Source organism: Xylella fastidiosa (genome assembly GCF_011801475.1).
In the GTDB taxonomy this organism is placed as follows: domain Bacteria; phylum Pseudomonadota; class Gammaproteobacteria; order Xanthomonadales; family Xanthomonadaceae; genus Xylella; species Xylella fastidiosa.
Map to the genome: position 1 here is coordinate 138,847 of NZ_CP044352.1, position 24,295 is coordinate 163,141.

Here is a 24,295-nt window from a genome sequence, read left to right on the forward strand (position 1 = left end):
CAGCATGGTTGAAGAACGGCAGTTTGAGGAGGTGTGTGGAGGGCAGAATGCCAGGTGGGGATGGATGCGATGCTGAAGCGTATCGCGGTCAGTCGTGGGAGGGCTGTAGGTTTATTTGCAGTGTATGGTGGGCGATGGGTTGCTTTGTGTTGTGTAAAGGGTCAGCGCAGGTCGGTTGCAGTGGCGGTTGGTCCGGTGATGTTTGCGGGATATTTATTTTTATCTTTTTGATTGGATGTGTTCTTCCCGCCGGGGGAAGGCGGGGCCGGCGGCATCTGTGTTGGTTTGGCTGAGGTTTTATGGGGAGTGCCAATACCAGGTGTTATCGCGTTGCATCGGTGTGCGAGGTGATGTTGTGGTGAGCAGGTTGCGCGCTTTTTTGTAGGTCGCTGTCAGAGGGTGCGGAGGTTAAGGGGCGACATCGTTACAATGTCTGCTTTACATTCTGTGGCTGTCTTATGTGCGGTATTGTCGGTGCTATTGCTGGCCGTGACGTGGTTCCTGTGTTGATTGAGGGCCTCAAGCGGTTGGAATATCGAGGGTATGATTCTTCCGGTATCGCGGTGCTTGAGAGCGGGTCAATCCGGCGGGTGCGTCGTACTGGGCGGGTTGCTGAAATGGCTGTCGCCGCAACGCAAGAGGGATTTACAGCATCGCTTGGTATCGGTCATACGCGTTGGGCAACGCATGGGGGAGTGACCGAGGCCAATGCGCATCCACATGTGAGCCACGGTGTTGTGTTGGTGCACAACGGGATCATTGAGAATTACGAGGTGCAGCGCGAGCGTCTGTCTGCCTTTGGCTATGTCTTCCAGTCGCAGACGGATACGGAAGTCATTGCGCATCTGATTCATTACTACATGCAGCAAGGTGGTGATCTTCTGGGGGCGTTGCAGTGTGCGGTCAAGGCGCTGACGGGGATCTATGCGTTGGCGGTGATGAGTCAGGCTGAACCAGGGCGTTTTGTCTGCGCTCGGATGGGGTGCCCGTTATTGATTGGTATAGGGGATGGTGAGAGTTTTGTTGCTTCTGACATCTCTGCGCTCATCCAAGCAACACGTCAGGTGATTTTTTTGGAGGATGGCGATACTGCGGAGATTCGCCGTGATGGAATCAGTATTTTCAATGCGGAACAGTGTCCAGTGGAACGTTCATTGCATCTGTCGAATGTGTCGCTGTCTTCGTTGGAATTGGGGGAGTTCCGTCATTTCATGCAGAAGGAGATTCATGAGCAACCTCGGGTGCTTGCCGATACGATGGAGGCGGCGATTGATGCGGCTGGATTTCCACCCATGTTGTTCGGTGCGCAGGCCGAGTCGGTGTTCCGTGGCATTACGGGTATCCAGATTTTGGCGTGTGGCACCAGTTACTACGCTGGTTTGACCGCGCGTTATTGGATTGAGGCGATTGCTGGTTTGCCATGTCAGGTGGAGATTGCTAGTGAGTACCGTTACCGTAAGGCGTATGTCAATCCACAGCATTTGGTGGTCACGATTTCCCAGTCTGGGGAGACGCTGGATACATTGGAGGCGTTGAAGTACGCCAAAGCATTAGGTCACCGTCATACGCTGTCGATTTGTAATGCTCCTGACAGTGCGATTCCGCGGATCAGTGAGTTGATTTGCTATACCCGTGCAGGCCCAGAGATTGGTGTGGCTTCGACGAAGGCATTCACCACTCAGCTGGTGGTGCTGTTCCAGTTGGCTGTGGCATTGGGGGTGTTGCGTGGGGCTGTTGATGCCGAGGGTGAAGCGGCGTATTTGGAGCAATTGCGCCAATTGCCTTGCAGCGTACAGCAAGCACTCAATCTGGAACCGCAGATTGCTGGGTGGGCGGAGTGTTTTTCGTCGCGTCATCATGCGTTGTTTCTTGGTCGCGGTTTGCATTATCCGATTGCGTTAGAAGGTGCGCTCAAACTGAAGGAAATCTCTTATATCCATGCTGAGGCATATCCGGCGGGTGAGTTGAAGCATGGGCCACTTGCGTTAGTGGATGCTGATATGCCGGTCGTGGTGATTGCACCGAACGATAGTCTGTTGGAAAAGGTGAAGTCCAATATGCAGGAAGTGCGCGCGCGCGGTGGGGAGCTGTTTGTGTTTGCTGATCAGGACAGTCACTTTAGTGAATCGGAAGGTTTGCATGTGATTCGTACGCTGCGCCACACGGGGGTATTGTCGCCGTTAGTACACACGATTCCTGTGCAGTTGTTGGCTTATCACACTGCGTTGGTACGTGGTACTGATGTGGATAAGCCACGTAATCTGGCGAAGAGTGTCACGGTGGAATAATCCTGGTTGGTTTTTATTGAACGCTCAAAAACGCGGAGATTCAGAGGTTCTTTGACCGTAACGGGTCACGACGCGCGGTATGACAGATGTTTATATTGGTTTGGATCAAACGAATAGCTCGCTGATGTCAGAAAGCGGAGTCAGCGTTACCCTAGTACGTTAGTCAGCGCTGATACCAGAGGTGTCGCCGGTTAAGAATCTGATCATCTAAGATGACGTGTTTCGTTAGTAATAGCGATGATTTAGAATTTTAAATGTTATTTTCACAAGGATTTGTTTATGAAAAACAGGAGTGTTGATGGGCTTCGAGGGATAGCGGCTTTTAATGTGGCTGTTTCGCATTTTGTGGCTGCTTTTTTGCCATCAATGCTTCATAAAAATTACCCGTCAATTTTTGCAAAAAATCATCATCCTAGTGGGTTGTTCGATGTTCTTACATCCCCAATGGTGAGCATTTTTTATAACGGACATTTTGCTGTTCTTATCTTCTTTGTGTTGTCTGGCTATGTGTTAACGATGCCATATTACAATCAAGATGAATCAAGCGGAGTTTTAAGTAAAAGACTGTGGGGGCGTTATCTTAGACTGAATATACCGATCTTTTTTGCCATTTCAATATCGTATGTTGTTTATGTATCGGGTCTTTATTTGAATGTGCATGCGGCGGATATGTCTGGGTCCACTGAATGGTTAAAGAATTTCTTTCCTAGTGGGATTTTGCTATCGGATGCTGTTAAAGAGTCTGTATTCCAATCTATTATTTTTGGGAATAGTGCTCTTATTCCTCCTCTTTGGACCTTGAAAATCGAGTTTATTGGCTCTTTGTATGTGTTGCTTTTTTATATTTCGAAGCCAAAACGTTACACTTTTTTATCAGCATTGATGGTTCTTCTGTTGATATATGTGATACACAGGCAGGATTCAATATACTTCTACGCTATTTTTCTTGGCTCTTTTTTGAATGAGCTAAAGAAGTCATCAAGATTGAGGGCGGTATTCTTTTTTATCGGTTTCTATTTTGGGGGCTTCCAGTTCGAAAATTCGATCTACAATTTTCTTCCTCGAGTTATGGTTGGTGATTTGGAGGTGTGGGATAAGAAGACGTTTTACAACTTGATCGGAGCTTGTTTTATTACAGCATCAGTTGTTCAAGGGTTTGGTGAAAAAATACTTCAATGGCGCATTACTCAATTTTTTGGTGGCATTTCTTTTTCTCTTTATTTGCTTCATTTTGTAATACTTTGTTCTCTTTCATCGTATGTGTATGTCAGTCTCTCTATGGGAAAGGCATCTTTGTTGGTTAATTTTGCTTGTTATGTGTTGGTGTGTGTTCTGGTGTCTTTTATTTTTGAGAAATACATAGATAAGCCGTCGATTAGTATTGCGCATAAGTTTTCTAAGAAGATATTTAGTAAGCAGGTGTAATGTTTGTTGTTATCTTATTTTTTTGATGACCGTTTGAGAGTGTGTGGAAGCAATGGTGTTTTCTTTGCTTTCTGAGTGTTCTGTAATTGGGGCGGGGTAAGGTTTTACACAAAGCGGGGGATCTCTCGAATGTGATGGACCAATTGCTATTTTGTGTCTTTGTCAGCATGTGAGTCGTGATTAGAGGAGGAGGTGCTGCTGCGGTGCCGGTGTTAGTGTGAGCACGCTATTGTGCGTAGGGGGCATGGGATTGCCCGCTGATGGCTGGCAACAGCAGGCATTCAAATGCGGTTGGTTTTGGGGTTACTCGCCTAATGCGTGTGCGATGAAGGGGGGCGGGACGAGTACACCATGATGCAGGTGTGCGTTGTAGTACAGGGTGTCGAAGGGTTTGGTTTGGGCGTCGGTTTGGCGAAATGCAAAGTTCGCGTTGGGTTGTTTGCTGGATAGGGTGACGCTCCACCAGCCGGTGGGATAGCAAGGTTGTGGAAACGGTAGTGTCTTGAATGCTTTGAAGCCGGCTTTGCTCATTTCATGGCGCATTTCTTTGATGAGTTCTAGTAGTGCCAATGGTGATTCTGATTGTTGTATGAGTAATCCATCATTTTTTAGGGCGCGGAAACAGCTTTCGTAGAAGGTTCTGTTGAATAAGCCTTTGGCTGGTCCGACAGGGTCGGTTGAGTCGACGATAATCACATCCACGCTGTTGGTTGGGCAATCGGCCATATAAGCCACGCCGTCGCTGAACAGCAGTGTGGCGCGTGGGTCGTTGTTGGAGGTGCATAGTTCAGGGAAATGTTTTTCCGCCATGCGTGTGACTTGTTCATCAATATCGCATTGGGTGACTTGTTCTATGTCTGGGTGTTTGAGGACTTCGCGCAGTGTCCCGCAGTCGCCGCCGCCGATAATCACCACGCACTTTGGGGCGGTGTGGGTGAATAGTGCTGGATGGCTGATCATTTCGTGATAGAGGAAATTGTCTCTACTGGTGAGCATTAATGCGCCGTCGATCACCATGAGTTTGCCCCAGTCGGTGCTGTTGTAGATTTCGATTTTCTGGAATGGTGATTGCACTTCATCTAGTTTGCCAGTGACGCGGAAGCCGATCGCTGAGCCGGTTGTTTGGAAATGTTCGGTGAACCAGGTGTCGTTGGTGGTCATGTGGAGAATCTTTGGCTGGTAGGTGGCCTGTTCCGGTGTGGAGCAAGGTGCTGCGGGAAGGTGTCAACGTGGCCGTGATCTGTTTGGGATGGGATGTAGTCACGGGGGATGTGATGTGCTGTTTTGTGGTGGATGTGGCTGTGTGATGTGCATTCTAACGGTCGCTGGTATCCAAGGCTTGTAGAATGCGGCTCCTTTGGCTTTATTGAAGATTTTTATCCATGACCTGGTCTCAAGATCTGGCCCACAAGACGTATTCGATCCGGCATTGGGCTGATGGGTATTTCGAGGTGAACGATGCTGGGCACATGGTGGTGATGCCGCTCGGTGGGGATGGTGTGCGGATCTCGCTCCCAGAGGTTGTGGATGCTGCGCGTGCTGCAGGTGCCAAGTTACCGCTGCTGCTGCGTTTCCCTGATATTTTGGGGCATCGTCTGGGTAAATTGCAGGCGGCGTTCGCTCAGGCACAGTCCGAGTGGGAGTATGCAGGTGGTTACACTGCGGTTTACCCGATTAAGGTCAATCAGCATCGCGGTGTGGCGGGTGTTCTGGCGAGTCACCAGGGGGATGGTTTCGGTTTGGAAGCCGGCAGCAAACCGGAATTGATGGCGGTGTTGGCGTTATCGCGTCCGGGTGGGTTGATTGTTTGTAATGGGTATAAGGATCGGGAGTACATCCGTCTTGCGTTGATCGGACGCAAGCTTGGTTTGAAGACTTTTATTGTGATTGAGAAGCCGTCTGAATTGAGAATGGTGCTTGAGGAGGCGAAAACGCTCGATGTATTGCCTGGTTTGGGCGTCCGGGTGCGTTTGGCGTCGTTGGGTGCCGGGAAATGGCAGAACAGCGGTGGCGATAAGGCAAAGTTCGGTTTGTCGCCGCGTCAAGTGTTGGATGTATGGAAGGTGTTGCGTGGTACTGAGTATGCAGATTGTTTAAATGTGATGCATTTTCATATGGGGTCGCAGATCTCCAATGTGCGTGATATCGCTAAGGGGATGCGTGAGGCGACCCGTTACTTTGTCGAGCTTTCGCGCTTGGGTGCGAAGATCACGCATGTGGATGTTGGTGGTGGTCTTGGCATTGATTACGAGGGCACGCGTTCGCGTAGTGACTGTTCGATCAATTATGGTCTGCAGGCGTATGCCAGTCATATCGTGCAGCCGCTGGCGAGTGCGTGTGAGGATTATGATTTGGTGCCGCCACGCATTGTCACGGAGTGTGGTCGTGCAATGACGGCGCATCATGCGGTGCTGATCGCTAATGTGACCGAGGTCGAAGCGGTGCCGGAGGGTCGGGTGCCAGGGGTGTGTGATGATGAGCCTGCGGTGGTTCGCCACATGCGCGAGATTTACGGGGAGTTGGATGCGCGTCCGGCAATAGAGTTGTTTTATGAAGCACAGCACTTTCATGCTGAGGGATTGGCGGCTTACACCCTCGGGCAGATTGATTTGGTGCATCGCGCACGTATTGATGATTTGTTTTATGCGATTTCGCATGGGGTGCGGGAGCGTCTCAGTCACGAGGAGAAGAGTCACCGTCCGGTGTTGGATGAGCTGAATGAGCGCTTGGTTGATAAATATTTTGTCAATTTCAGTGTGTTTGAGTCGATTCCGGATGTGTGGGCTATCAATCAAATTTTTCCGATTGTCCCCATTGAGCGTTTGAACGAGGTACCGACCCGACGTGGTGTGGTCTGTGATTTGACCTGCGATTCAGATGGTACGGTCAAGCAGTATGTGGAAAACGAGAGTCTGGACAGTGCGTTGCCTCTGCATGTGTTGCGTCATGGCGAGGCTTACAGGATTGGCTTTTTCCTTGTGGGTGCTTATCAGGAAATCCTTGGCGATATCCATAATTTGTTTGGCGATACCGATGCGGTTGAGGTTGCAGTCGACGGCAGGGGGTATCGTATTGCGCAGCAGCGTTGCGGTGATACGACCGATGTGATGTTGGACTATGTCGGTTATGCGCTTGATGAGGTGCGCAGGGTTTATGCGCAACGTATTGCGGCGGCGGGGATGTCTGCTGCGGAGTCCAAGGCATTGAGCGATATGTTGGAAGCCGGTCTGACGGGTTATCCCTATTTGTCAGATGTGCCGCTGGAGTGAGTGGGAAGTGTGTGGGGCGGGGTGATCAATTGTGATTGCTGTTGTCGTGCGACTTGGAAGCCAGCGAACGATTGGTTAACGGGCATGATCTCTAGCCGATTGATGTTGAGATGTGGTGGTAGTGTGGCGACGTAGAAGATTTGTTCGGCAATATCTTCGGCTGTGATCGGGTGAGCGCCACGATACAGAGCGTCGGAAGCGGCTTGGTTGCCGCCAGTACGGACTAAGGTGAATTCGGTCTCGGCCATCCCTGGTTCTATGCTGGTCACGCGTACGCCGGTGCCATGGAGATCCGAGCGCAGGCCCAGGGAAAATTGTTTCACAAATGCTTTCGTGCCAGCGTAAACATTACCGCCTGTGTAGGGATAGGTCGCGGCGACGGAGCTGATGTTGATGATCGTGCCTTTGCGTTCGATCAGTGTCGGTAGGACGTGGTGGGTTAAGGTCACCAATGAGGTGATGTTGGTGTCGATCATCTCCCGCCACTGTGCCAGGTCGGCGTGTTGTGCTGGTGCGGTGCCCAGTGCCAGACCAGCGTTGTTGACCAGGACGTCGATGTCGGCAAAGTCTGCTGGTAGCGTTTGAATCGCGGTGTGTAGTGTGGCGCTATCCCGCATATCGAAGGCGGTGATGTGGATGTGTCCAGGAGGCCATTCGGCGGCGAGTGCTTCCAGGCGCTCAATGCGGCGTCCTGTGGCGATGACACGCCAGCCGGCGTTGGCGAAGCGATGCACGGCGGCTCTGCCGAAGCCGGATGTGGCTCCTGTGATCAATATGGTTTTAGTCATGGCGTGTCTGTATGTGGCGGATAGTGGTAGATGGTTGTATCGACGACGCTGTGCATGGTTGGTGGGAGTGAAAACGATTGCTGCATGTGGCCACGGTGTTGGGAGTTTTGGTGCAGACGGTCCTGTGATTAATGGGTTTTGATGGTGATGGCTTGCAAGCCGTTACTATCGATTTTTTTTCTGGCTTCTGCCAGTTCGTTGGCGTTGCTATATGGTCCCATACGCACGCGGTACAGTTGTTTGCCTCCGATGTTGGTTGATTCGATGCGCGCACTCAAGCCGAGCATGGCAAGCCGGGCTTTGGTCGATTCCGCTTCATTGGAGGTGCCGAATGAGCCAGCCTGCAAAATGTAGCGGGTGGTGTCCGCGATCACTGCCGGAGGTGGGCTTGTAGGGGCTGGGGTTGGTTTTTTTGGGGTGACGGGTATCGGTGCTGGGCTAGGGGAGAGCGGTTCCGGTAAAGGTTTGGGATCGTTGGTGGTGGTTTGTACTGGTGTACTGGTTATCTTGGGCGGTGTGTTGCTGGGCACGGTGTTTGCTTTCTCTATTCGGTCACCGTTGGATGTAGGTACTTCCTTGCCAGGTAGCAGGGTGTAGAAGTCGTATTCCTGTTGTTTTGGGGTTGGTTTGTCCTTGGTGGTTGGCTTGGATGGCTGCGCAATAGGGGTGTTGTGGTCGGCCACGGGCGCCGGTTGCGCGTTTGGGTTGGAATTCGCATCGATGTGCAAAAGGCTGCCGTCATTTTTCTTGAATAATTTTGGCGCTGCCAGAAATACGATTGCAGTGATCGCCGCACCGGCAATCAGCCATACCCATCCTGGAGGGGCATTATTAGTGTTGCGCCGTGCTTGGTTTCTAGCGCGCGGTGTTGCCATCAACTTCTCCAATTACTTCTTCATAGCGGTGTGTTTGATTCACATCTTTTCCGGGGTGCCGACGCCGAGTAGGTTCAGGCCGTTGGCGAGGACTTGCCTGGTTGCGCAGGCCAGTGTCAGCTTTGCGTTGCGTTCTACTGCGTTCTCTACCAGTACGGGTGTGTTGTGATACCAGGTATGGAATGCATGCGCTAATTCACGCAGGTATTGTGCGATCAGGTGAGGTTCCAGCAGTTCGCAGGCGATTTGCACGATTTCAGGATAGCGTGATATCTCGATCATCAGACACAGTGAGGTGTTGTCTGAAAGTTGATCAAGGGACGCCATGCCGCTGGTTTGATCGTAATTTAAGTTCTTTTCATGGGCTTGGTGCATCAGGCTACAGACGCGGGCGTATGCGTACTGTACGTAGAATACAGGGTTGTCGTTGCTCTTTTGACGGGCCAGGTCGATGTCGAAGGTAAGTTGTGAATCGGGTTTGCGTGCGATCAGAAACCAGCGTGTTGCATCGGTGCTGGTCTCCTCAATCAGGTCACGTAGCGTGACGTAGCCTCCAGAACGTTTGGAGAGCTTCACTTCTTCGCCACCACGCATGACAGTGACCATTTGGTGCAGCACATATTCTGGCCAGCCGGGCGGGATGCCTATTTCTAATGCTTGTAGTCCAGCGTGGACGCGTGCCAGTGAACCGTGATGGTCGGCTCCTAGTTCGGTGATTGCGCGTTCGTAGCCACGTTGCCATTTGCTTAAATGGTATGCGATGTCTGGTACGAAGTAGGTGTAGCTACCGTCGGATTTGCGCATGACCCGATCTTTGTCGTCACCGAAATGGGTTGACTTCAGCCACAGTGCGCCGCCCTCCTCATAGGTGTGGCCGGAATTGATCAGTTTCTGGACTGTTTCTTCGACTTTGCCATCTTTGTAAAGCGAGCTTTCCAGAAAGTAGATATCGAAATCGACGTTAAATGCGGCCAGGTCGTGGTTTTGTTCGTTACGTAGGTAGTTGACGGCGAAGTGGTGGATTGCTGCTGTGTCGTCGACGTTTTTGGTGCTGGTGATGATGGTATCTACCATGTTGATGCTGTCGCCAGCCAAATAGGCTTTGGCAATGTCGGCGATGTACTCGCCGTTGTAGGCATCTGTTGGCCAAAGGGCGTCTCCAGGCTTCAGTCCGCGTGCGCGTGCCTGCACTGAGCGGACAAGATTCTCGATTTGTACGCCGGCGTCGTTGTAATAGAACTCGCGTTTGACGTTCCAGCCATTGGCTTCCAGTAAACGCGCAAGGCAGTCACCGATGGCTGCGGCGCGTCCGTGACCGACATGCAGTGGACCTGTCGGATTGGCTGAGACGTATTCCACTCCGACGGTGCGACTTTGGCCGGACAGGTTCCGACCGTAGTCGTTATCCTGTTTAAGCACGTTGATTGTTTCACGCTGGTACGCGACTGGATGCAGGTGGAAGTTGATGAAGCCTGGGCCGGCGATTTCTATCCGTGCAATGTCGGCGCTGGTTGGCAGTGCTGCAACCAGAGTCTGTGCCAGTAGGCGGGGATTGCTGCCAGTCGCTTTGCTGAGCAGCATTGCTACGTTGGTCGCAAAGTCGCCATGTTTGCGCGTCTTTGGACGTTCCACTACGAAATCTGGAGGCAGAGTATTAGTAGGTAAGGTGCCATTGCTACGCAATGCTTCGATGCCTTGGCAAATCAGGGCGCGGACTGGGGCTTTCACGTGGGTGTGGGTGTGTGGCGATAGATAGCGTAATTTTATCTGACCGTTTGTATGAGGAGCGCGTTAGCATTCAGTTTGTAGGCTGCTTGGCAGCCCTCCCATACGCTGAATAGGTGTCTTCCAGGTTTATAGCCAGCCATGTTCGGCGAATGAGACCGGCGCACCGTCACCAATCACGAAGTGGTCGACTAGGCGCACGTCGATGAGGTCTAAGGCGTTTTTCAAGCGTTGGGTGATCATTTGGTCGGCTGGTGATGGTTCGCGATTACCGGATGGGTGATTATGGCCGACGATCACTGCCGCTGCGTTCAGAGTTAATGCGCGTCGTACGACTTCGCGTGGATGTACTTCGGCACCGTTGATGGTGCCGTGGAACAATTCTTCAAAGCTGATCGCGCGGTGCCTATTGTCTAAAAATAGGACGGCGAAGACTTCATTTGGATTCGCTCGTAGGCGCTGTGCGAAATAGCGTCCGGCGCTGATTGGATCGTGGATACTTGCGCCGCGTTGCAGGGCGGCTGCCAGGTGGCGGGTGCTTAATTCCAGTGCTGCGGTGAGTTTGCATGCGCGTGCCAGACCTAACCCGGGCAGGCGCATGAGATCACCTGGAGGTCGGTCCAGCAGTTCTCGTAGTGGACCATGAGTGTGCAGCAGGTTACGTGCAGTTTGCACGGCGTCATGACCGCGTAGGCCGGAGCCTAGGAAGATTGCGAGCAGTTCTGCATCCGAAAGTGTGGCGGCACCGTGGGCCAGCAGTTTTTCACGTGGTCGTTCATGCGTAGGCCAGTTGTTGATGTGCATCTGTGTAGGATGCCTAGTCTCATGCTTCTCTGATATCAGACTGGAATGGATCATCGGCTAATCTAGTCGTCCTAATTAACTGTAGGAATCAACTGAGGTGACTGGATCTCATCAGCCACGGTCATTGAACGGACAGCGTTTGCTGTTGTGTGTCAGTGGTGGTATTGCTGCTTATAAATCGCTTGAGCTTGTGCGCCGCCTTTGTGGTGCGGGTGCTCAGGTCCAGGTTGCGATGACTGCTAGTGCGCAGCAGTTTGTCACGCCACTTAGTTTCCAGGCATTGTCTGGCCAATCGACCCGTACCACGCTGTGGGATGGTAACGCTGAACAGGCGATGGGGCATATTGAGTTGGCGCGTTGGGCCGAGCGTGTTTTGATTGCTCCTGCTAGTGCTGATGTGATCGCGCGGTTGGCGCATGGTTTGGCGGATGATTTGGTGACGACTCTGTGTTTGGCGACAACGGCGCCGCTGATCATATGCCCAGCGATGAACCACAATATGTGGCTGCATCCAGCGACTCAGGCGAATGTTGCGATGTTGTTGGGGCGTGGTGTGCAGGTCATCGGACCAGAGGATGGTCCGTTGGCAGAAGGTGTGTCTGGGTTGGGCCGTATGAGCGAACCAGAGGCGATTGTTGTTGCGTTGGTTCAGGGGGTGTCTCCAGCTCCAGTTCACGGTGGTTTGTTCCATGGGCAGCGCATTGTGATTAGTGCTGGACCCACATTCGAAGATTTGGATCCGGTGCGTTACCTTGGCAATCGCAGCAGTGGCAAGATGGGTTTTGCTTTGGCTAGTGCGGCGGTGTCCCATGGGGCTGAGGTGGTGTTGGTGGCTGGTCCGGTGTATCAGCCAACTCCACCTGGGGTGATTCGGGTGGATGTACGTTCGGCGGCACAGATGCGCGATGCAGTCCTCAGCGCGTTCCCCGCGGATGTTTACATCGGTGCAGCTGCGGTGGCTGATTACGCACCTAAATCGGTGTTGCCACAAAAGATCAAGAAGTCTGGCCAGACGCTGATCCTGGAGTTGGTGCGTACCCAAGACATCTTGTCAGAGGTGGCAGCGCAGACGGCTAACCTGAAATTTGTGGTTGGTTTCGCTGCAGAGACGCATGATGTTGCGTGCTACGCACGCGGTAAATTGGCTGCCAAGCACTTGGATTTGATTATCGCCAACCAGGTTGGGATTGTTGGAAACGGTTTTGAAAGTGATGACAATGCTGTCACTGCGTATTGGCAGGGTGGCGAACGCGTTTTCGCTAGTTGCAGTAAGGTGGAGTTGGCTGAGCGCCTGCTGGCACTGATTGCTGAAAGGATGCAGACATGAGTGCTGCTGTAAAACCACTGCAGATCAAGATTCTGGATCCTCGTCTCGGTACCGTTTGGCCGCTGCCGACCTATGCGACGGAAGCAAGTGCTGGGCTTGATTTACGGGCGGCACTGGATGCACCAATGACTCTGGTTCCTGGGGATGCGGAGTTACTTTCTACGGGTATAGCGATTCACTTAGTTGACCCGAGCTTGTGTGCAGTGGTATTGCCTCGTTCCGGTTTGGGACATCGTCATGGGATTGTGCTCGGCAATGGCACGGGTTTGATTGATTCAGACTATCAGGGGCCGTTGTTGGTGAGTGTTTGGAACCGTGGGCGCGAGGCTTTTACTATCGAGCCTGGCGACCGTATCGCCCAGTTGGTTGTGTTACCAATTGTGCGTGTAGTGCTTCAGGTAGTGGATACTTTTGTTGAAAGTGGGCGTGGAGCGGGTGGTTTTGGTCACACTGGCGTGCGTTGACGGAGGAAGACAGATGAGCGTGACAATTGGAAACGAGTTGATTTTGCCGATGAAACGACGCCGGATTGCATTTCTTTTGGCGATGTTGTGTTTGTTGCTGGCAGGGGTGTTTTGTTGGGGGCGTACATACAGTGGCGCCAGAATGTGGTGCAGCAGAAGCTCGAGCAGGCACGTGATGGTGCTGTTGCGTCATTGCTTCAGGTGCTGTCTGCTCAGGTTAAGCAGTTGCAAAATGTGGTGCAGCGTCCGGCCATCGTACAGGTGCTGGGTGGAGGTGACGTCACGGCAGCAGCTGCAGCGGTTCGTGAGCAATTTCCAGGCACTGAGGATGTACAGGTTCTGACCGGCGATCTGAGTGCTGCTTATGCGGATGTGGCGCGCTCCGGTTATGCCCGCCTTGGGCTGATAGAGGCGGCTCTTGGTGGTGATGGTGTGAAGGCATGGGTTGTACGTGACGGTACTCAGATTGGCTTGGGTATGGCTGTGATGGTCAAGCTTGGCCAAGCTCCGGCGGTGGTCTATCTTCGCCTGCCGCTACGTGGCTTGATAAGTGTGTTGGATGCGATTGAGGTGCCCAATAGCACTTACTTGGCATTGCGTCAGGGGAGTTATACGGTGGTCGAGCGCGGTAGCGCCGCGTTAGCCAGTGGTGGTGAGGCATTGGCTAAACCGCTGGGTTGGGCTGACTTGCGTATGGCTGCCGCTGTGCCGCAGCTGGAAAACGTCCCTTTTGATTTGGGATTGCTGCCATCTTTGATTGTGGTAGGGGTGTTTGCGCTAGTTGCGGCGGTCCTGTTGTTAGTTGCGGGTGGGCATAGGATGCTACCCAGGCGTCACGGGCAAATGGCCGATGCAGAACAAGAACAGGTTACTTTGCGTGAAAGTGTGATGCAGGAGGCGCCGGAGCGCGCGATCGTTTTGAATGACGAAAACAAGGAAAACAAGGAAAACAAGGAAAACAAGGAAAACAAGGAAAACAAGGAAAACAAGGAAAACAAGGAAAACAAGGAAAACAAGGAAAACAAGGAAAACAAGGAAAACAAGGAAAACAAGGAAAACAAGGAAAACAAGGAAAACAAGGAAAACAACGTTGCGTTGTCGTCGTCGCTGCATCTTCAGTTCAATTTGGAAGCGGTGGTTCAACCTAGTCTTTTCCATGAAGACGATATCCACGGTGTGGTCCCTAGCGAGTTGAACCCAGGTGTGGCGAAGTTGATCGGTCAAGCGATCGGCAGTGCGATGCAGGCCAAAGGTTTGAGTGACATTGTGATTGGCCGTGACGGCCGCGTGTCCAGTTCTGAGTTGTCCGCAGCATTAAGTGATGGTCTACGTCATGCCGGTTGCAATGTGGTAGACATCGGCTTGGTGCCGATCCCTGTAGTGTATTTCGCTGCCTGCCATCTTGGCGTTTGGAGTTGCGTTGCGGTCACAGGGGGGCATCATCCTCATGATTACAACGGTTTCAAGATCGTGCTTGGTGGTGAGTCCTTATCCAGTGAGGCGATGAGCGATTTGTATCAGTGCATCACCAATGGTCGCTTATATGCGTCCGTTGACTCCGGCAGTTTGAGTGAGCGTGATGTGGTTGACGATTACATTCAGCGTATTGCTGATGATGTGCAGTTGAATCGTCCGCTGAAGATTGTTGTTGATCCTGGTCACGGTGCGGCTGAAGAGATCCTGTCACGTTTATTTAAGGCGATTGGTGCGGATCTGGTGTCACTGTACGGTGATATTGATGGTGTTTCCCTTATTGTCCATCCTGATTCGGGCGAGCCAGGGAATCTGCAGAAGTTGATTCAGCGGGTTGAGCGGGCCGATGCCGATTTGGGTCTTGCTTTTGATGGGGATGCGGAAAGTCTCAGAGTGGTGACTCGAGAAGGTGAGGTCATTTTATCGGATAGCGTGTTGATGTTGTTTGCGACGGATGTGCTACAGAGGAATCCGGGTGCTTTGGTGATCTATGATGCTGAATGTACTAGCAAGTTGTCTGATTATGTATTGCGCAATGGCGGCAGCCCGTTGATGTGGAAGATAGGGCATTCCTCCATCAAAGCTAAGATGCGCGAGACCGGTGCCGAGTTGGCTGGTGAAATGAGTGGCTATTTCTTCTTCAAAGAACGCTGGTATGGTTTTGAGGATGCTCTGTATGCGGCGGCGCGTTTGCTGGAGATCTTAGCGCAGCGCGAGGATAATCCGTCTCAGGTGTTTGCTGCATTGCCCCATGCTTATTTCACTGCGCAAATGGAGCAGTCTGTCGAGGGTGATGCGCAGGCATGTGTACAGTCCTTTATTGAGGAAGTGCAGCGTAGCGTTGAGGGCGGTGTGTTCGATGGTGCTCGTTTGTTCGCCTTTGATGGTTTGCGTGCTGATTTCACTGATGGTTGGGGGCTAGTACGCGTTTCTGACACTGCATCTGCACTGGTGTTGCGTTTTGAGGCTGACACGCAGGCTGGATTGGAGCGGATTCAGAGTGCATTCCGCACGCATCTGCAGGCATTACTACCCGGTCAGGTACTGGTGTTCTAAATCTTTTAATGTTTATGGTTCCGCGAGTGGTGAGGCATTTGCCTCACTGCTTTTCAATGCTCGGTAACGTTGTAAGGTTTCTTCGATTTCTCCGCTAAGTGTTGCGCGTTCTTGTTCGAAACTGGTGTGCAGTCGTTGCTGTGACAGTAGGTCTTGGCGGCGTTGCTCGATATCAGCGGCGAGTTTCTCTGGTACTTTCTGTCCGGCGAGTTCCCGTTCATTGGCATTGCGTAACAAGTTGACTAAGCCTTGGCGCAGGTTGGTTGCGTTGTAACGGGCGATTTTCAGGTTGTTGTCGATGGTTGCGATGCGTTTTAAGAATACTTGTCGCAAATCATCTTCGGTTTGAAACGAAGCCAACATGATTTGGTCAGCCCTTTTACGGGTTTCTTGGGCGTCTTGGCCTGCGCGCCGTTGTGCTTCTTCTGACGCAGTGGCGGCACGTTCATTCTCATTGAGCGCGCGTTGTACTTCGCCTTTGAGCATCCCATTTTTTGCATTGAACTCTTCGCGTGCGTCATTCACTGCTTCGGCAGGCAGGGTGTCGCTACAGACACGTTGTCCATTTTGGTGCCAGCAGTACAATTTTTTTGCTTTAGAGTTAGATGTTTGGGTGTTGCCAGGCCACGGCCATGCGGCAACGGCAACAAATAAGATGGTGTTCCAGTAGATGTAGTGTTTTTTTATGGACATCGCAGGTCACTTTTTAGCTTGTTCAGTCAGGTGCTTCGGTCCCATAGTGGGTCTTGTAGGCCAGCAGAGGCTCGTAAAACTTGGCCAAACTGGCGTTCTCTTCTACAAATGCTAACAGGTCGTTCAGGGTTGCGATCGCTACGACAGGGATCCCGGTTTCGGCCATCAGTGCTTGAACGGACGATTGGCGGTTGGTCTCTGAAGCGATTTCCTGGCGATTCAGGGCTACAGCAACCCCCGTTGGGGTACCTCCAGCGTTGCGGATGATACGTAATACTTCGCGGATTGCTGTGCCTGCGGTGATGACATCATCAATAATCAATATCTTGCGTCCGTTCAGTGGTGCACCGATGAGAGTGCCACCCTCGCCGTGATTTTTGACTTCTTTACGATTGAATGTGAGGAGTAGGTCGCGCTCACGCTGTGCGTACTCGCAGGCCAGTGCTGTAGCGAGTGGAATCCCTTTGTAGGCTGGACCAAACACCAGGTCAAAGTTCATATTCGCCGCATCAATTGCGTCGGCGTAACACTGTGCTAAGGCAGCAGTTTTTGCACCTGAATTAAAGTGTCCAGCGTTGAAGAAATAGGGACTGATGCGGCCGGATTTGAGCGTGAATTCGCCGAAGCACAGGGCGTTTGAGTCTAAAGCCAGCTGTAGGAAACGTTGGCGGTAGTGAGACATAGAGGGGTCACTAAGTCATGTGGAGAGGATAAAGCTGTAAGGATAGCCACTGGCGCGGTCTTCTCTATCGTGCCAAGAGGGACTTTTCGGATGGTGTTCTTATTGTGATTGTTTTACGAGTACTGTCAGTTTTAATTGAGAGAGAGACTTTCATTAGAATTCGAATATATAGCAATGATTTTAATGTATTAAGTTGAATTTCAGCGCAGCGTGATGACGTTCGGTGGACTTTGAAGTCCTGTGCGTATCTCTAGTTGGTACAAAACTAAAGTGATATAACAATGCTCATTTATCGAGATGGAATGTTGTTTATCCATCTTGAGATCAGAGATGCCAAGCGTTCTAAAAGGTTGTATCGGTTTACTGATGTCAGTAGTTTTTTTGTGAGCATCTGGCTCAACGATGTGTGCTTTTGAGGTGCTATTGGTGAGCAAGCAATGGATGGTTTTCTGATTGCGCCAGTGGAATCTCCTCTTTGATTTATGACGTGAGTGTTGCTGCTGAGGATATGCGTTAAGTGTGGTTGGTCGTACTATCCTATGTCGGTTTCCACCTCCATCATGACAATGGTCCTGTTTTTTGTGGAAAGGAGGCATCTTTCCAGGAATATTCGTAGCCCGTGGATGTTTGAAATAGTGGAAAAATTCTAGTAAGCAGGAGCCAGAATACAGGGGCGTGATGCGTTGCCTGCGTGTATCTCGATAGGTGTGATCCAGCATAAATTTTGACGAGAATTTGACCATTTGATTCTCAAATTATTAATTGATACTAGAAATTACAGGCTATCTTCATAGGATAAGAGATACGATTATTAGAGTTTTATTTGGATTTTATATGACCACTGCTTCTCTGGATTTCCCTTTTTTTGCGTTCCGTAGTGAACTGCCAATGAATGATTATTCTGCCTCAGATATGAAATGTGGTGATTTAACGAAGGAGAAATTAATACACGATTATGGACTGTCATTTATTTCATTTTGTGTAGATCCTTTTAATAACGAGGAAGGATTTATAATAAGAAAGAATAAAGTAATTTCTGACGAAGAAACAATAGTTATATTGTTTGATGAGTTCCGTTTTTGGGCCGGAGTGTTATCATTTTGTCGTTATTCAAGTTTGATGCAGAGTCTTATATCTAATTTCCAAGATAATAAAGGAACACCTTTTAGTGATCCTTTACTTGATAAAGCATTCAAAGATCTAATCCTAAATAAAAGATCAAAGAATGGTTCTGTGGCAAGAATAAAGTCAGTCTTTGATAGTTATATTGATTGGGAGAGAGGGATTTTCCCGTCGGAAAACAAGGAGTATCTCATTGAGGCTCTCAATAGTGCGGTATATCCACAATTCACTCGGGTTAAAGATATATTTAACGGACTTGGACTCGCGGTTCATAATATTAATTCAATGAATATTAAAATTGATTCTTTGCATATCTATAATGATCATTACAGTGCTAGCGTACAGTATCAAGGGCAAGATCATTTTGGATTGGATGATGGTGATATTATTGATATAAGATTCCGTTATTTTAATATATTCAGGATTTGGTTTGTTCTGCAGCGGTGGAATAAATATGCTTTCAAGCCTTTTATGACTAATATGCAGGCCAATATCGAAATTTCAGGGGGAAGGCCAGTTAATAAATAAGACCTTTTATCACGATCTAAATCATAAAGGTTGTTTTAGCGATCTAGCTTGTTTCTGAGAAGGGGCAGGAATTATGGTTTTCTAGTGAAATAATTATATTAAACGATGGCTGCTGAGTCATTTTCTGCTGTTTTAGTCGTTTTTCTTAGTGAGCTTCTGTCTTAAGCTGGGCAAGGGGACAGAGCAACCCAATACCTTAAAGTTGGATTGTGTTATCCCCTTGGGAGTTTTAATAAATCCTGCTAATGCGAGTTTAATTTCTTATTTTCTGACGGTCTTAATCACCCAAAAGTCATCAGCCAATTGTCTATTTCTGATGTATTCATAAGGCATCCAGAAGTAGCCGTTTTCTCCGACGTTGTTTCCCCATGAATTACGGATACGAAAGTGTCTTATTTCATCATCATATCCGACACACAAGACGGCGTGTCCACCTTCAAGCTTATCGTTTTTGGTTGGTAATGGGATTTTAACTGGGAGCGAATTATTGCCTACCCAACTGTTATACACTGAAAAACCGAATACAAATGGTGAACCTGCAGCGAGGCAAGCTTTAAGGTGATCAATATCTTGAGCCACTCTACTATATTCGGTGATTTTGTAGTTTCGAGCCTCCTTATAACATTGATCTGACGGTTTTTTACTTGCTGGAGCTCCAGGTGGAAATTCCTCGGTTTTCTGATCTGCAGGTGTATCGCCGTAGGGCCATTCCTTTTCCGGGCATACCCCAAGTTTATGGAGGACTTTGATACCATCACGGATCATCGCCCCAGAATCATAGTTAACGTGGCCTTCAATTTTTCTTTCATTATAATAAATGAATAGTCGTGATGGAATGAATTCAGGTGACTGCTTGTCATGGATGCGTTCAAATTGAATTGCGGCAGCAAGAGCATTGGCAGTACATGAACCGATCCGCCCTTGATCGTAAACTTGAAAAGATGGGGTTAAATCAACTTTAGGTGGTAATGCAGCTATGACAGATTTCTCTGGGGTGTATGAAAAGTCACGAATATCAGCTATATCTGGGATATAGCCATATCCTGATTTTTTTCTTTTTTTCAAGACAGTTTGCATTGCAATTTACCCTGATAAATTTAATATCGGTTTATTTTAAACTGCCACTTGGTTAGCGCTTTGCATATATATTTGTATATGCAATTCCAAGAATTGCATTAAAACCCTTTGGGTTTCGTGATATGACTCTTGAAAATGTAATGACAATATTTATGCTGATTTGAACTTGATAAGCATTTTTATGAGGACGCGATCCGTTTCGATCATGCTTGGCTAATGTAGGTATTGCAGTTAAATCACTGCTATGCATTAACGTGCTTTTCAGATTGGTGAGTTGGTGACGATCTCACCCATGCCTGCATCTACGGCTAGTCAATGTCGTGATAGAAGGACTGCTGTGGCGGGATTGTGTCACACGCTATAGATTATTTTGGTGCGCTGTATCACTTCGACCCTCAGTACGTGCAGATCGGGAGCGATGGTGTGCGGAGGTTCCCTGGAGTGAATGCGAACGTTTCGCGAAAATTTTGCGCCATTGAGGTGTCCAAAGAAGATGTTTACAGAGCAAAGCTGTTGTTTTGCTGACGGATTATCTGGATATTTTCTGTCTGTTGATGGGGGTGGACATGGCGGTGTGCTAACGCAGTGACATCAATTGCTGGTGATTGTTGCGCCAATGGATGATGTAGGTGTTGTTGCGATGTACAGGTCTCGTTGTTGTGTTTTTCTTTGTCCTGTCGACTACCGGTGATGGTGTTTGCTACGGGAATGGTGTGTGCCATTGAATCAAAGATGGGTGAGAGGTGATATGTCGTCGTAAGTATCCTGGGTTATTCATGAAGAAACGAGGTGGGGTATTGATGGGTGCCTATGACGGATGGGTAGGAGTAGTTGAGGTGTTGTGAAGTGAATCTCGCATGTCCAGGAAATGCGTTGGTGGATGTTGCAAAACGTCGTGAAATTGTCGGTGCGTGCGGCACGTGTGTTGCTATTTACGTTATAGGTGTTGATTGCTCAATATGATTTCAGTCAAGAGTCAAGAGTCAAGAGTCAAGAGTCAAGAGTCAAGAGTCAAGAGTCAAGAGTCAAGAGTCAAGAGTCAAGAGTCAAGAGTCAAGAGTCAAGAGTCAAGAGTCAAGAGTCAAGAGTCAAGAGTCAAAAGCCAAAAGCCAAAAGCCAAAAGCCAAAAGCCAAGAGCCAAGAGCCAAGAGAAGTAGTTGCAATGATTTAGTATTATCCAGGTTAATGAATTTCAGGTGGCATTGCTGCAAGCTGTAAAATATCTTTCCGTGTGCGAGTCTTCGGGCCGTTGTGTCAGTGTATTGAGATGGTGATCTTCTTAGGTATCCAGATGATCGTGTGCATTACAACATTAAACAGAGATGGCAAGAATTAATCTTAATTATGCGAATTTGGGGCCAGATCAGTTTGAGCGTTTGATTGTATCTTTATGTATGAAGATTCTGGGTGTTGGGGTGCAGGGATTTGCAAAGGGTCCGGACGGTGGGTGCGATGCAAAATTCATTGGTACCGCGCAGCATTATCCAAGCGATAAAAACCAGTGGTCAGGGACAATGATTATCCAGGCCAAGCACACCAATCACTTTTTCTCTAGCTGTTCTGATAAAAATTTCTATAGCGAGAAAAGTAGTCATACGGTCATTGGTGAAGAAATTCCACGTATCAAAAAATTACGCGCTGCCAAGCAGCTTGATTACTATATGTTGTTTACCAATCGGAGGCTATCAGCGACGGCACACACAAAAATCACTGAATATATTTCCAAGCAATGTGAAATTCCGGTTGAGTCGATTTCCCTCTGTGGACTAGAGAAACTGGACATGTATTTCAATCATTTTCCAGAAGCTGTGCATCATGCGGGGTTGGATCCTGTAGATTCACCGCTGATTGTCAGAACGCAGGAGCTTGCCGAGATTATTGAGGCGTTGGCACAGTTGAAGGAAAAGGGGTGTCAGGTGCTGCCCGATCATTCACCGGTGATATGGGTGCCCTATAAAGAGAAAAATGAACTTAATCAGTTGAGCCAGGAGTATGAGAAAGAATGGCGGCGCATCTACCTGAAAGAAGAATTATTTATTCGTAATTTTCTTGCGGCACCGGAAAATACAAGATTCGTAGAGATGTACACATCGACCACTGAACATTTTAGATTTAAGATTATTGCGAAACGCAAGGATCACCAGAACTTTGATGCGTTGGTCGAATACTTGATGGATCTGTTGTTTAATCGTGATAGCGTGCTGGCGCAGAGTGGTCATCAATCGCTGACACGTGCGCTGCTTTTTTATATGTATTGGAATTGTGATATTGGAAAGAAGGTAGATAGCACGGAAGAGGCTGAAGATGCTGCGTCCAACGAAACACTCACATCCTGATCTGACGGTCATTCATCTGTCACTGCTCTTGCTGAAGAGGCTGAGAAAGGACAGGTTTTCTCGGTATGATGTATTGCGTGCTTTGGCTAAACAACGCATTGCGGGCGGCGATGTGTTGTTTCTGCCGGCACTGAATTTTCTTTATCTGTTGGGGCTGATTGAGTACCGGGGCGCGACAGATACAGTGGAATATGTGGGGAATAATGAAGTTATCTAAACTCTATTCTAATCACCATCAGGTATTCAGTCCGGTGAAATTTAGTCCAGGGCTGAATGTGGTCATGGCGGAAATTCGCTTGCCAGAGAATAGGAAGAAAGATACCCATAATCTTGGGAAAACTACATTGGGACGGTTACTCGATTTTTGCTTTTTATCGAAGAGGGACCGCAATTTATTTTTGTTTAAACATGAAAAGTTATTCGATCATTTTGTTTTTTTCCTTGAAGTGGAATGTGAGGATGCGTCATTTATAACGGTACGGCGCAGTGTCAGATCTGCAACAAAAATTTCTTTCAAAAGACATAAGACAGGTGATAAGGACTTTTCTACGTTGTTGCCCATTGAATGGGACCATTGGGATGTGACGTTTGATGATGCGCGTCAGTTGTTTCATGATCTGCTTGGCTGGCGGATGCTCAACAAGTGGTCCTATCGGAAGGTTCTTGGATATTTATTAAGGTCGCAAGAGAATTTCTCTAAGGTCTTCGAGCTGAGTCATTCTGTTGTAAAACATGCTGATTGGAAGCCGTTTCTTGCGCATTTATTGGGTTTCGATGGAAATTGCGCTGCTGAGTATTACAAGAAAACACAGGAGCTTGAAAGTAAGAAAAAAGAAGCCGAGTTACTGAGAAAGACCTGGGGTCGCTCGCTTGATAGTCTTGAGGAGATTGAAACCACAGAATTACGTAAGCAAGATGAGGTCAATAAGAAGCAAGCGTTATTGGATACGTTTGATTTCCACGCGCAGGACCCTGCGTTGACGGAGGAGCTAGTGGATACAGTGGATGAGCGTATCGCTGCATTGAATGCGAGGCGTTACTCCATGAGGAGTCACTGGAAGAGGGTCAAAACCTCGTTGCAGGAAGGTCAGATCCTGTTCTGCCCGGATGAGGCGCAGGTGTTGTTTGATGAGGTAGGGGTGCTCTTCCAGGGACAGATAAAAAAGGATTTTGAGCACTTGATTGCTTTTAATCGTGCCATCACTGCAGAGCGCCATGATTATTTGCAAGAGGAGTTGGCAGAGATTGAGGGCGATCTCAAGGAGATTAATGCGGAGTTGGATGATTTAGGGAAACGGCGTGCGGAGGGTCTTGCGTTTTTAACGAATCGGGGTGTTTTCACAAAGTATCAGACGCTCTGCAATGAGATTATTGCATTGCGTGGAGAGGTCGCTTTCTTGGAATATCAACGGGAACCTTTGCGTAAGTTGCAGGCCTTGGATCAGTACATTGGTACTCTGAAGCATGAATGTATTGATTTGGAGGAGAGGATTAATACCGATGTACGGCAGCAGTGTTCGGAGAAAGAGAGTCTCTTTGCTTCCATCGGTCGCTATTTTAAAGAGATGATCCGTGAGGTTATTGATTGTTATGGGGCATTGAGAGTGACCACTAATAAACATGGCCATCTGGAGTTTCATGCGGAAATTACGGATGCTGCTGGTAAACCGACCAGTGCGGATCTTGGAAATACTTACCGTAGGTTAATGTGTATCGCATTTGATCTGGCAGTGTTGCGTGCGTATTCAAACGATCCATTCCCACGGTTTGTTTATCATGATGGGGTATTTGAGTCTTTGGATGATCGTAAGAAGGAAAATTTGCTAAGGGTGATTCGGCAATATGCGAGTTTCGGGATTCAGTCAGTGATTACGTTGATTGATTCGGATCTTCCGGAGCGGAGTGTTAATGATCTTCCAGTTTTTAGTCCCGATGAAATTGTATTGACGTTGCATGATGAGGGTGAGTTTGGTCGACTCTTTAAGATGCAGTCATGGTAGTGATTTTTTTGTAGCAGGGCCGTTCGTTTTATCGTTGTGTCATCGTTCTATGTGATGCAGTAAGGCAGGGTTATAGTCGCGTTTTGGTTATTTTGTCTTATTTGTTGGTGTGGTTCTGAAGTGTTGGATCCGAAGTAATGTAATGAGGATGGTTGTTTTGAGAAGAATGTCCGATGCGATATTGGTGATATTTAATGTTGTAGTCATGATGTGCTGTTGGTCGCTGGGCAAGAATATGAGTCGGGCTGTATCGGTTTCAGTAGGTGGATTGGGGATACGGTAGTGATGATGGAAGATGGTCTTTGTAACGTTGTAATGATTTTCTATCAGTGATGGGAAATGTTTTGTTTTTTCTGGGTGTCA

Annotated in this window: 19 protein-coding genes; 10 read left to right on the forward strand and 9 right to left on the reverse strand. The window is 48.9% G+C overall.

Features of this window, described 5'->3' with window-relative positions:
- The first annotated feature begins 458 nt into the window (after positions 1-458).
- On the forward strand, positions 459-2,288 hold the full coding sequence (glmS, locus tag F7G16_RS00555) for a glutamine--fructose-6-phosphate transaminase (isomerizing) (RefSeq protein WP_004087594.1): 1,830 nt from the start codon (positions 459-461) through the stop codon (positions 2,286-2,288).
- 279 nt (positions 2,289-2,567) lie between these two features.
- Positions 2,568-3,713 carry an acyltransferase family protein gene (locus tag F7G16_RS00560; protein WP_004087591.1) on the forward strand — a complete coding sequence of 382 codons (1,146 nt, stop codon included), beginning with the start codon at positions 2,568-2,570 and terminating at the stop codon, positions 3,711-3,713.
- Between the two features lie 303 nt (positions 3,714-4,016).
- Here F7G16_RS00560 and speE read toward each other — a convergent pair whose 3' ends face one another.
- On the reverse strand, positions 4,017-4,874 hold the full coding sequence (gene speE, locus F7G16_RS00565) for a polyamine aminopropyltransferase (RefSeq protein WP_004087589.1): 858 nt from the start codon (positions 4,872-4,874) through the stop codon (positions 4,017-4,019).
- Positions 4,875-5,095: 221 nt separating this feature from the next.
- On the opposite strand from speE, the gene speA reads away from it, so the two are divergent.
- Complete coding sequence (speA, locus tag F7G16_RS00570) at positions 5,096-6,982, forward strand: arginine decarboxylase (protein WP_004087585.1); 1,887 nt, start codon at positions 5,096-5,098, stop codon at positions 6,980-6,982.
- On the opposite strand, the gene F7G16_RS00575 is transcribed toward speA, so the two are convergent.
- From F7G16_RS00575 to radC, 4 genes are all read right to left on the reverse strand, one after another.
- Positions 6,955-7,770, reverse strand: a complete 816-nt coding sequence (locus tag F7G16_RS00575; RefSeq protein ID WP_004087583.1) for an SDR family NAD(P)-dependent oxidoreductase — start codon at positions 7,768-7,770, stop codon at positions 6,955-6,957. The genes speA and F7G16_RS00575 overlap by 28 nt on opposite strands.
- A gap of 128 nt (positions 7,771-7,898) precedes the next feature.
- Positions 7,899-8,645 carry an SPOR domain-containing protein gene (locus F7G16_RS00580; RefSeq protein WP_004087582.1) on the reverse strand — a complete coding sequence of 249 codons (747 nt, stop codon included), beginning with the start codon at positions 8,643-8,645 and terminating at the stop codon, positions 7,899-7,901.
- 39 nt (positions 8,646-8,684) lie between these two features.
- Positions 8,685-10,373 (reverse strand): arginine--tRNA ligase, encoded by a 1,689-nt coding sequence (argS, locus tag F7G16_RS00585; protein WP_011097507.1) that lies wholly within the window; start codon positions 10,371-10,373, stop codon positions 8,685-8,687.
- 126 nt (positions 10,374-10,499) lie between these two features.
- Complete coding sequence (radC, locus tag F7G16_RS00590) at positions 10,500-11,174, reverse strand: RadC family protein (protein WP_011097508.1); 675 nt, start codon at positions 11,172-11,174, stop codon at positions 10,500-10,502.
- A gap of 97 nt (positions 11,175-11,271) precedes the next feature.
- Between radC and coaBC the strand changes: the two genes are divergently transcribed.
- The 3 genes from coaBC (at position 11,272) to F7G16_RS12045 (ending at position 15,494) form a co-directional block, all read left to right on the forward strand.
- Positions 11,272-12,501 (forward strand): bifunctional phosphopantothenoylcysteine decarboxylase/phosphopantothenate--cysteine ligase CoaBC, encoded by a 1,230-nt coding sequence (coaBC, locus tag F7G16_RS00595; RefSeq protein WP_011097509.1) that lies wholly within the window; start codon positions 11,272-11,274, stop codon positions 12,499-12,501.
- Positions 12,498-12,965 carry a dUTP diphosphatase gene (gene dut / locus F7G16_RS00600; protein ID WP_004087579.1) on the forward strand — a complete coding sequence of 156 codons (468 nt, stop codon included), beginning with the start codon at positions 12,498-12,500 and terminating at the stop codon, positions 12,963-12,965. The genes coaBC and dut overlap by 4 nt, the downstream gene beginning before the upstream one ends.
- A gap of 147 nt (positions 12,966-13,112) precedes the next feature.
- Positions 13,113-15,494: a phosphomannomutase/phosphoglucomutase gene (locus tag F7G16_RS12045; RefSeq protein WP_243857845.1), complete on the forward strand. Its 2,382-nt coding sequence runs from the start codon at positions 13,113-13,115 to the stop codon at positions 15,492-15,494.
- A gap of 12 nt (positions 15,495-15,506) precedes the next feature.
- On the opposite strand, the gene F7G16_RS00620 is transcribed toward F7G16_RS12045, so the two are convergent.
- Both F7G16_RS00620 and pyrE read right to left on the reverse strand, forming a co-directional pair.
- On the reverse strand, positions 15,507-16,187 hold the full coding sequence (locus tag F7G16_RS00620) for a regulator of G-protein signaling domain-containing protein (RefSeq protein WP_004087758.1): 681 nt from the start codon (positions 16,185-16,187) through the stop codon (positions 15,507-15,509).
- Positions 16,188-16,209: 22 nt separating this feature from the next.
- Positions 16,210-16,869 (reverse strand): orotate phosphoribosyltransferase, encoded by a 660-nt coding sequence (gene pyrE / locus F7G16_RS00625; RefSeq protein WP_004087761.1) that lies wholly within the window; start codon positions 16,867-16,869, stop codon positions 16,210-16,212.
- Between the two features lie 834 nt (positions 16,870-17,703).
- Here pyrE and F7G16_RS00630 point away from each other — a divergent pair.
- Positions 17,704-18,519, forward strand: a complete 816-nt coding sequence (locus tag F7G16_RS00630) for a YPO3983 family protein (protein WP_004087767.1) — start codon at positions 17,704-17,706, stop codon at positions 18,517-18,519.
- 261 nt (positions 18,520-18,780) lie between these two features.
- On the opposite strand, the gene F7G16_RS00635 is transcribed toward F7G16_RS00630, so the two are convergent.
- Together F7G16_RS00635 and F7G16_RS00640 are read right to left on the reverse strand one after the other, a co-directional pair.
- The gene (locus tag F7G16_RS00635) at positions 18,781-19,596 is read right to left on the reverse strand and encodes a C1 family peptidase (protein WP_004087768.1); all 816 of its coding nucleotides are present in this window, start codon (positions 19,594-19,596) and stop codon (positions 18,781-18,783) included.
- Positions 19,597-20,093: 497 nt separating this feature from the next.
- Positions 20,094-20,318 (reverse strand): hypothetical protein, encoded by a 225-nt coding sequence (locus tag F7G16_RS00640; RefSeq protein ID WP_004087774.1) that lies wholly within the window; start codon positions 20,316-20,318, stop codon positions 20,094-20,096.
- Positions 20,319-20,918: 600 nt separating this feature from the next.
- Between F7G16_RS00640 and F7G16_RS00645 the strand changes: the two genes are divergently transcribed.
- From F7G16_RS00645 to F7G16_RS00655, 3 genes are read left to right on the forward strand one after another with little or no spacing between them, the layout of a single operon-like run.
- Positions 20,919-21,932: an ABC-three component system protein gene (locus F7G16_RS00645; protein WP_004087776.1), complete on the forward strand. Its 1,014-nt coding sequence runs from the start codon at positions 20,919-20,921 to the stop codon at positions 21,930-21,932.
- On the forward strand, positions 21,901-22,149 hold the full coding sequence (locus F7G16_RS12615) for an ABC-three component system middle component 8 (protein ID WP_004087778.1): 249 nt from the start codon (positions 21,901-21,903) through the stop codon (positions 22,147-22,149). Before F7G16_RS00645 ends, F7G16_RS12615 begins: the two co-directional genes overlap by 32 nt.
- Entirely contained in the window at positions 22,091-23,932 is a 1,842-nt protein-coding gene (locus tag F7G16_RS00655) for a DUF2326 domain-containing protein (protein ID WP_225622002.1), read from the forward strand. The genes F7G16_RS12615 and F7G16_RS00655 overlap by 59 nt, the downstream gene beginning before the upstream one ends.
- Positions 23,933-24,295 lie beyond the last annotated feature (363 nt).

Bases quoted from the DNA above. Each gene is read 5' to 3' on its own strand.
- glmS (WP_004087594.1), top strand. From the start codon at position 459: ATGTGCGGTATTGTCGGTGCTATTGCTGGCCGTGACGTGGTTCCTGTG.
- F7G16_RS00560 (WP_004087591.1), top strand. From the start codon at position 2,568: ATGAAAAACAGGAGTGTTGATGGGCTTCGAGGGATAGCGGCTTTTAAT.
- speE (WP_004087589.1), bottom strand. From the start codon at position 4,874: ATGACCACCAACGACACCTGGTTCACCGAACATTTCCAAACAACCGGC.
- speA (WP_004087585.1), top strand. From the start codon at position 5,096: ATGACCTGGTCTCAAGATCTGGCCCACAAGACGTATTCGATCCGGCAT.
- F7G16_RS00575 (WP_004087583.1), bottom strand. From the start codon at position 7,770: ATGACTAAAACCATATTGATCACAGGAGCCACATCCGGCTTCGGCAGA.
- F7G16_RS00580 (WP_004087582.1), bottom strand. From the start codon at position 8,645: ATGGCAACACCGCGCGCTAGAAACCAAGCACGGCGCAACACTAATAAT.
- radC (WP_011097508.1), bottom strand. From the start codon at position 11,174: ATGCACATCAACAACTGGCCTACGCATGAACGACCACGTGAAAAACTG.
- dut (WP_004087579.1), top strand. From the start codon at position 12,498: ATGAGTGCTGCTGTAAAACCACTGCAGATCAAGATTCTGGATCCTCGT.
- F7G16_RS00620 (WP_004087758.1), bottom strand. From the start codon at position 16,187: ATGTCCATAAAAAAACACTACATCTACTGGAACACCATCTTATTTGTT.
- pyrE (WP_004087761.1), bottom strand. From the start codon at position 16,869: ATGTCTCACTACCGCCAACGTTTCCTACAGCTGGCTTTAGACTCAAAC.
- F7G16_RS00630 (WP_004087767.1), top strand. From the start codon at position 17,704: ATGACCACTGCTTCTCTGGATTTCCCTTTTTTTGCGTTCCGTAGTGAA.
- F7G16_RS00635 (WP_004087768.1), bottom strand. From the start codon at position 19,596: ATGCAAACTGTCTTGAAAAAAAGAAAAAAATCAGGATATGGCTATATC.
- F7G16_RS00640 (WP_004087774.1), bottom strand. From the start codon at position 20,318: ATGGCACACACCATTCCCGTAGCAAACACCATCACCGGTAGTCGACAG.
- F7G16_RS00645 (WP_004087776.1), top strand. From the start codon at position 20,919: ATGGCAAGAATTAATCTTAATTATGCGAATTTGGGGCCAGATCAGTTT.
- F7G16_RS12615 (WP_004087778.1), top strand. From the start codon at position 21,901: ATGCTGCGTCCAACGAAACACTCACATCCTGATCTGACGGTCATTCAT.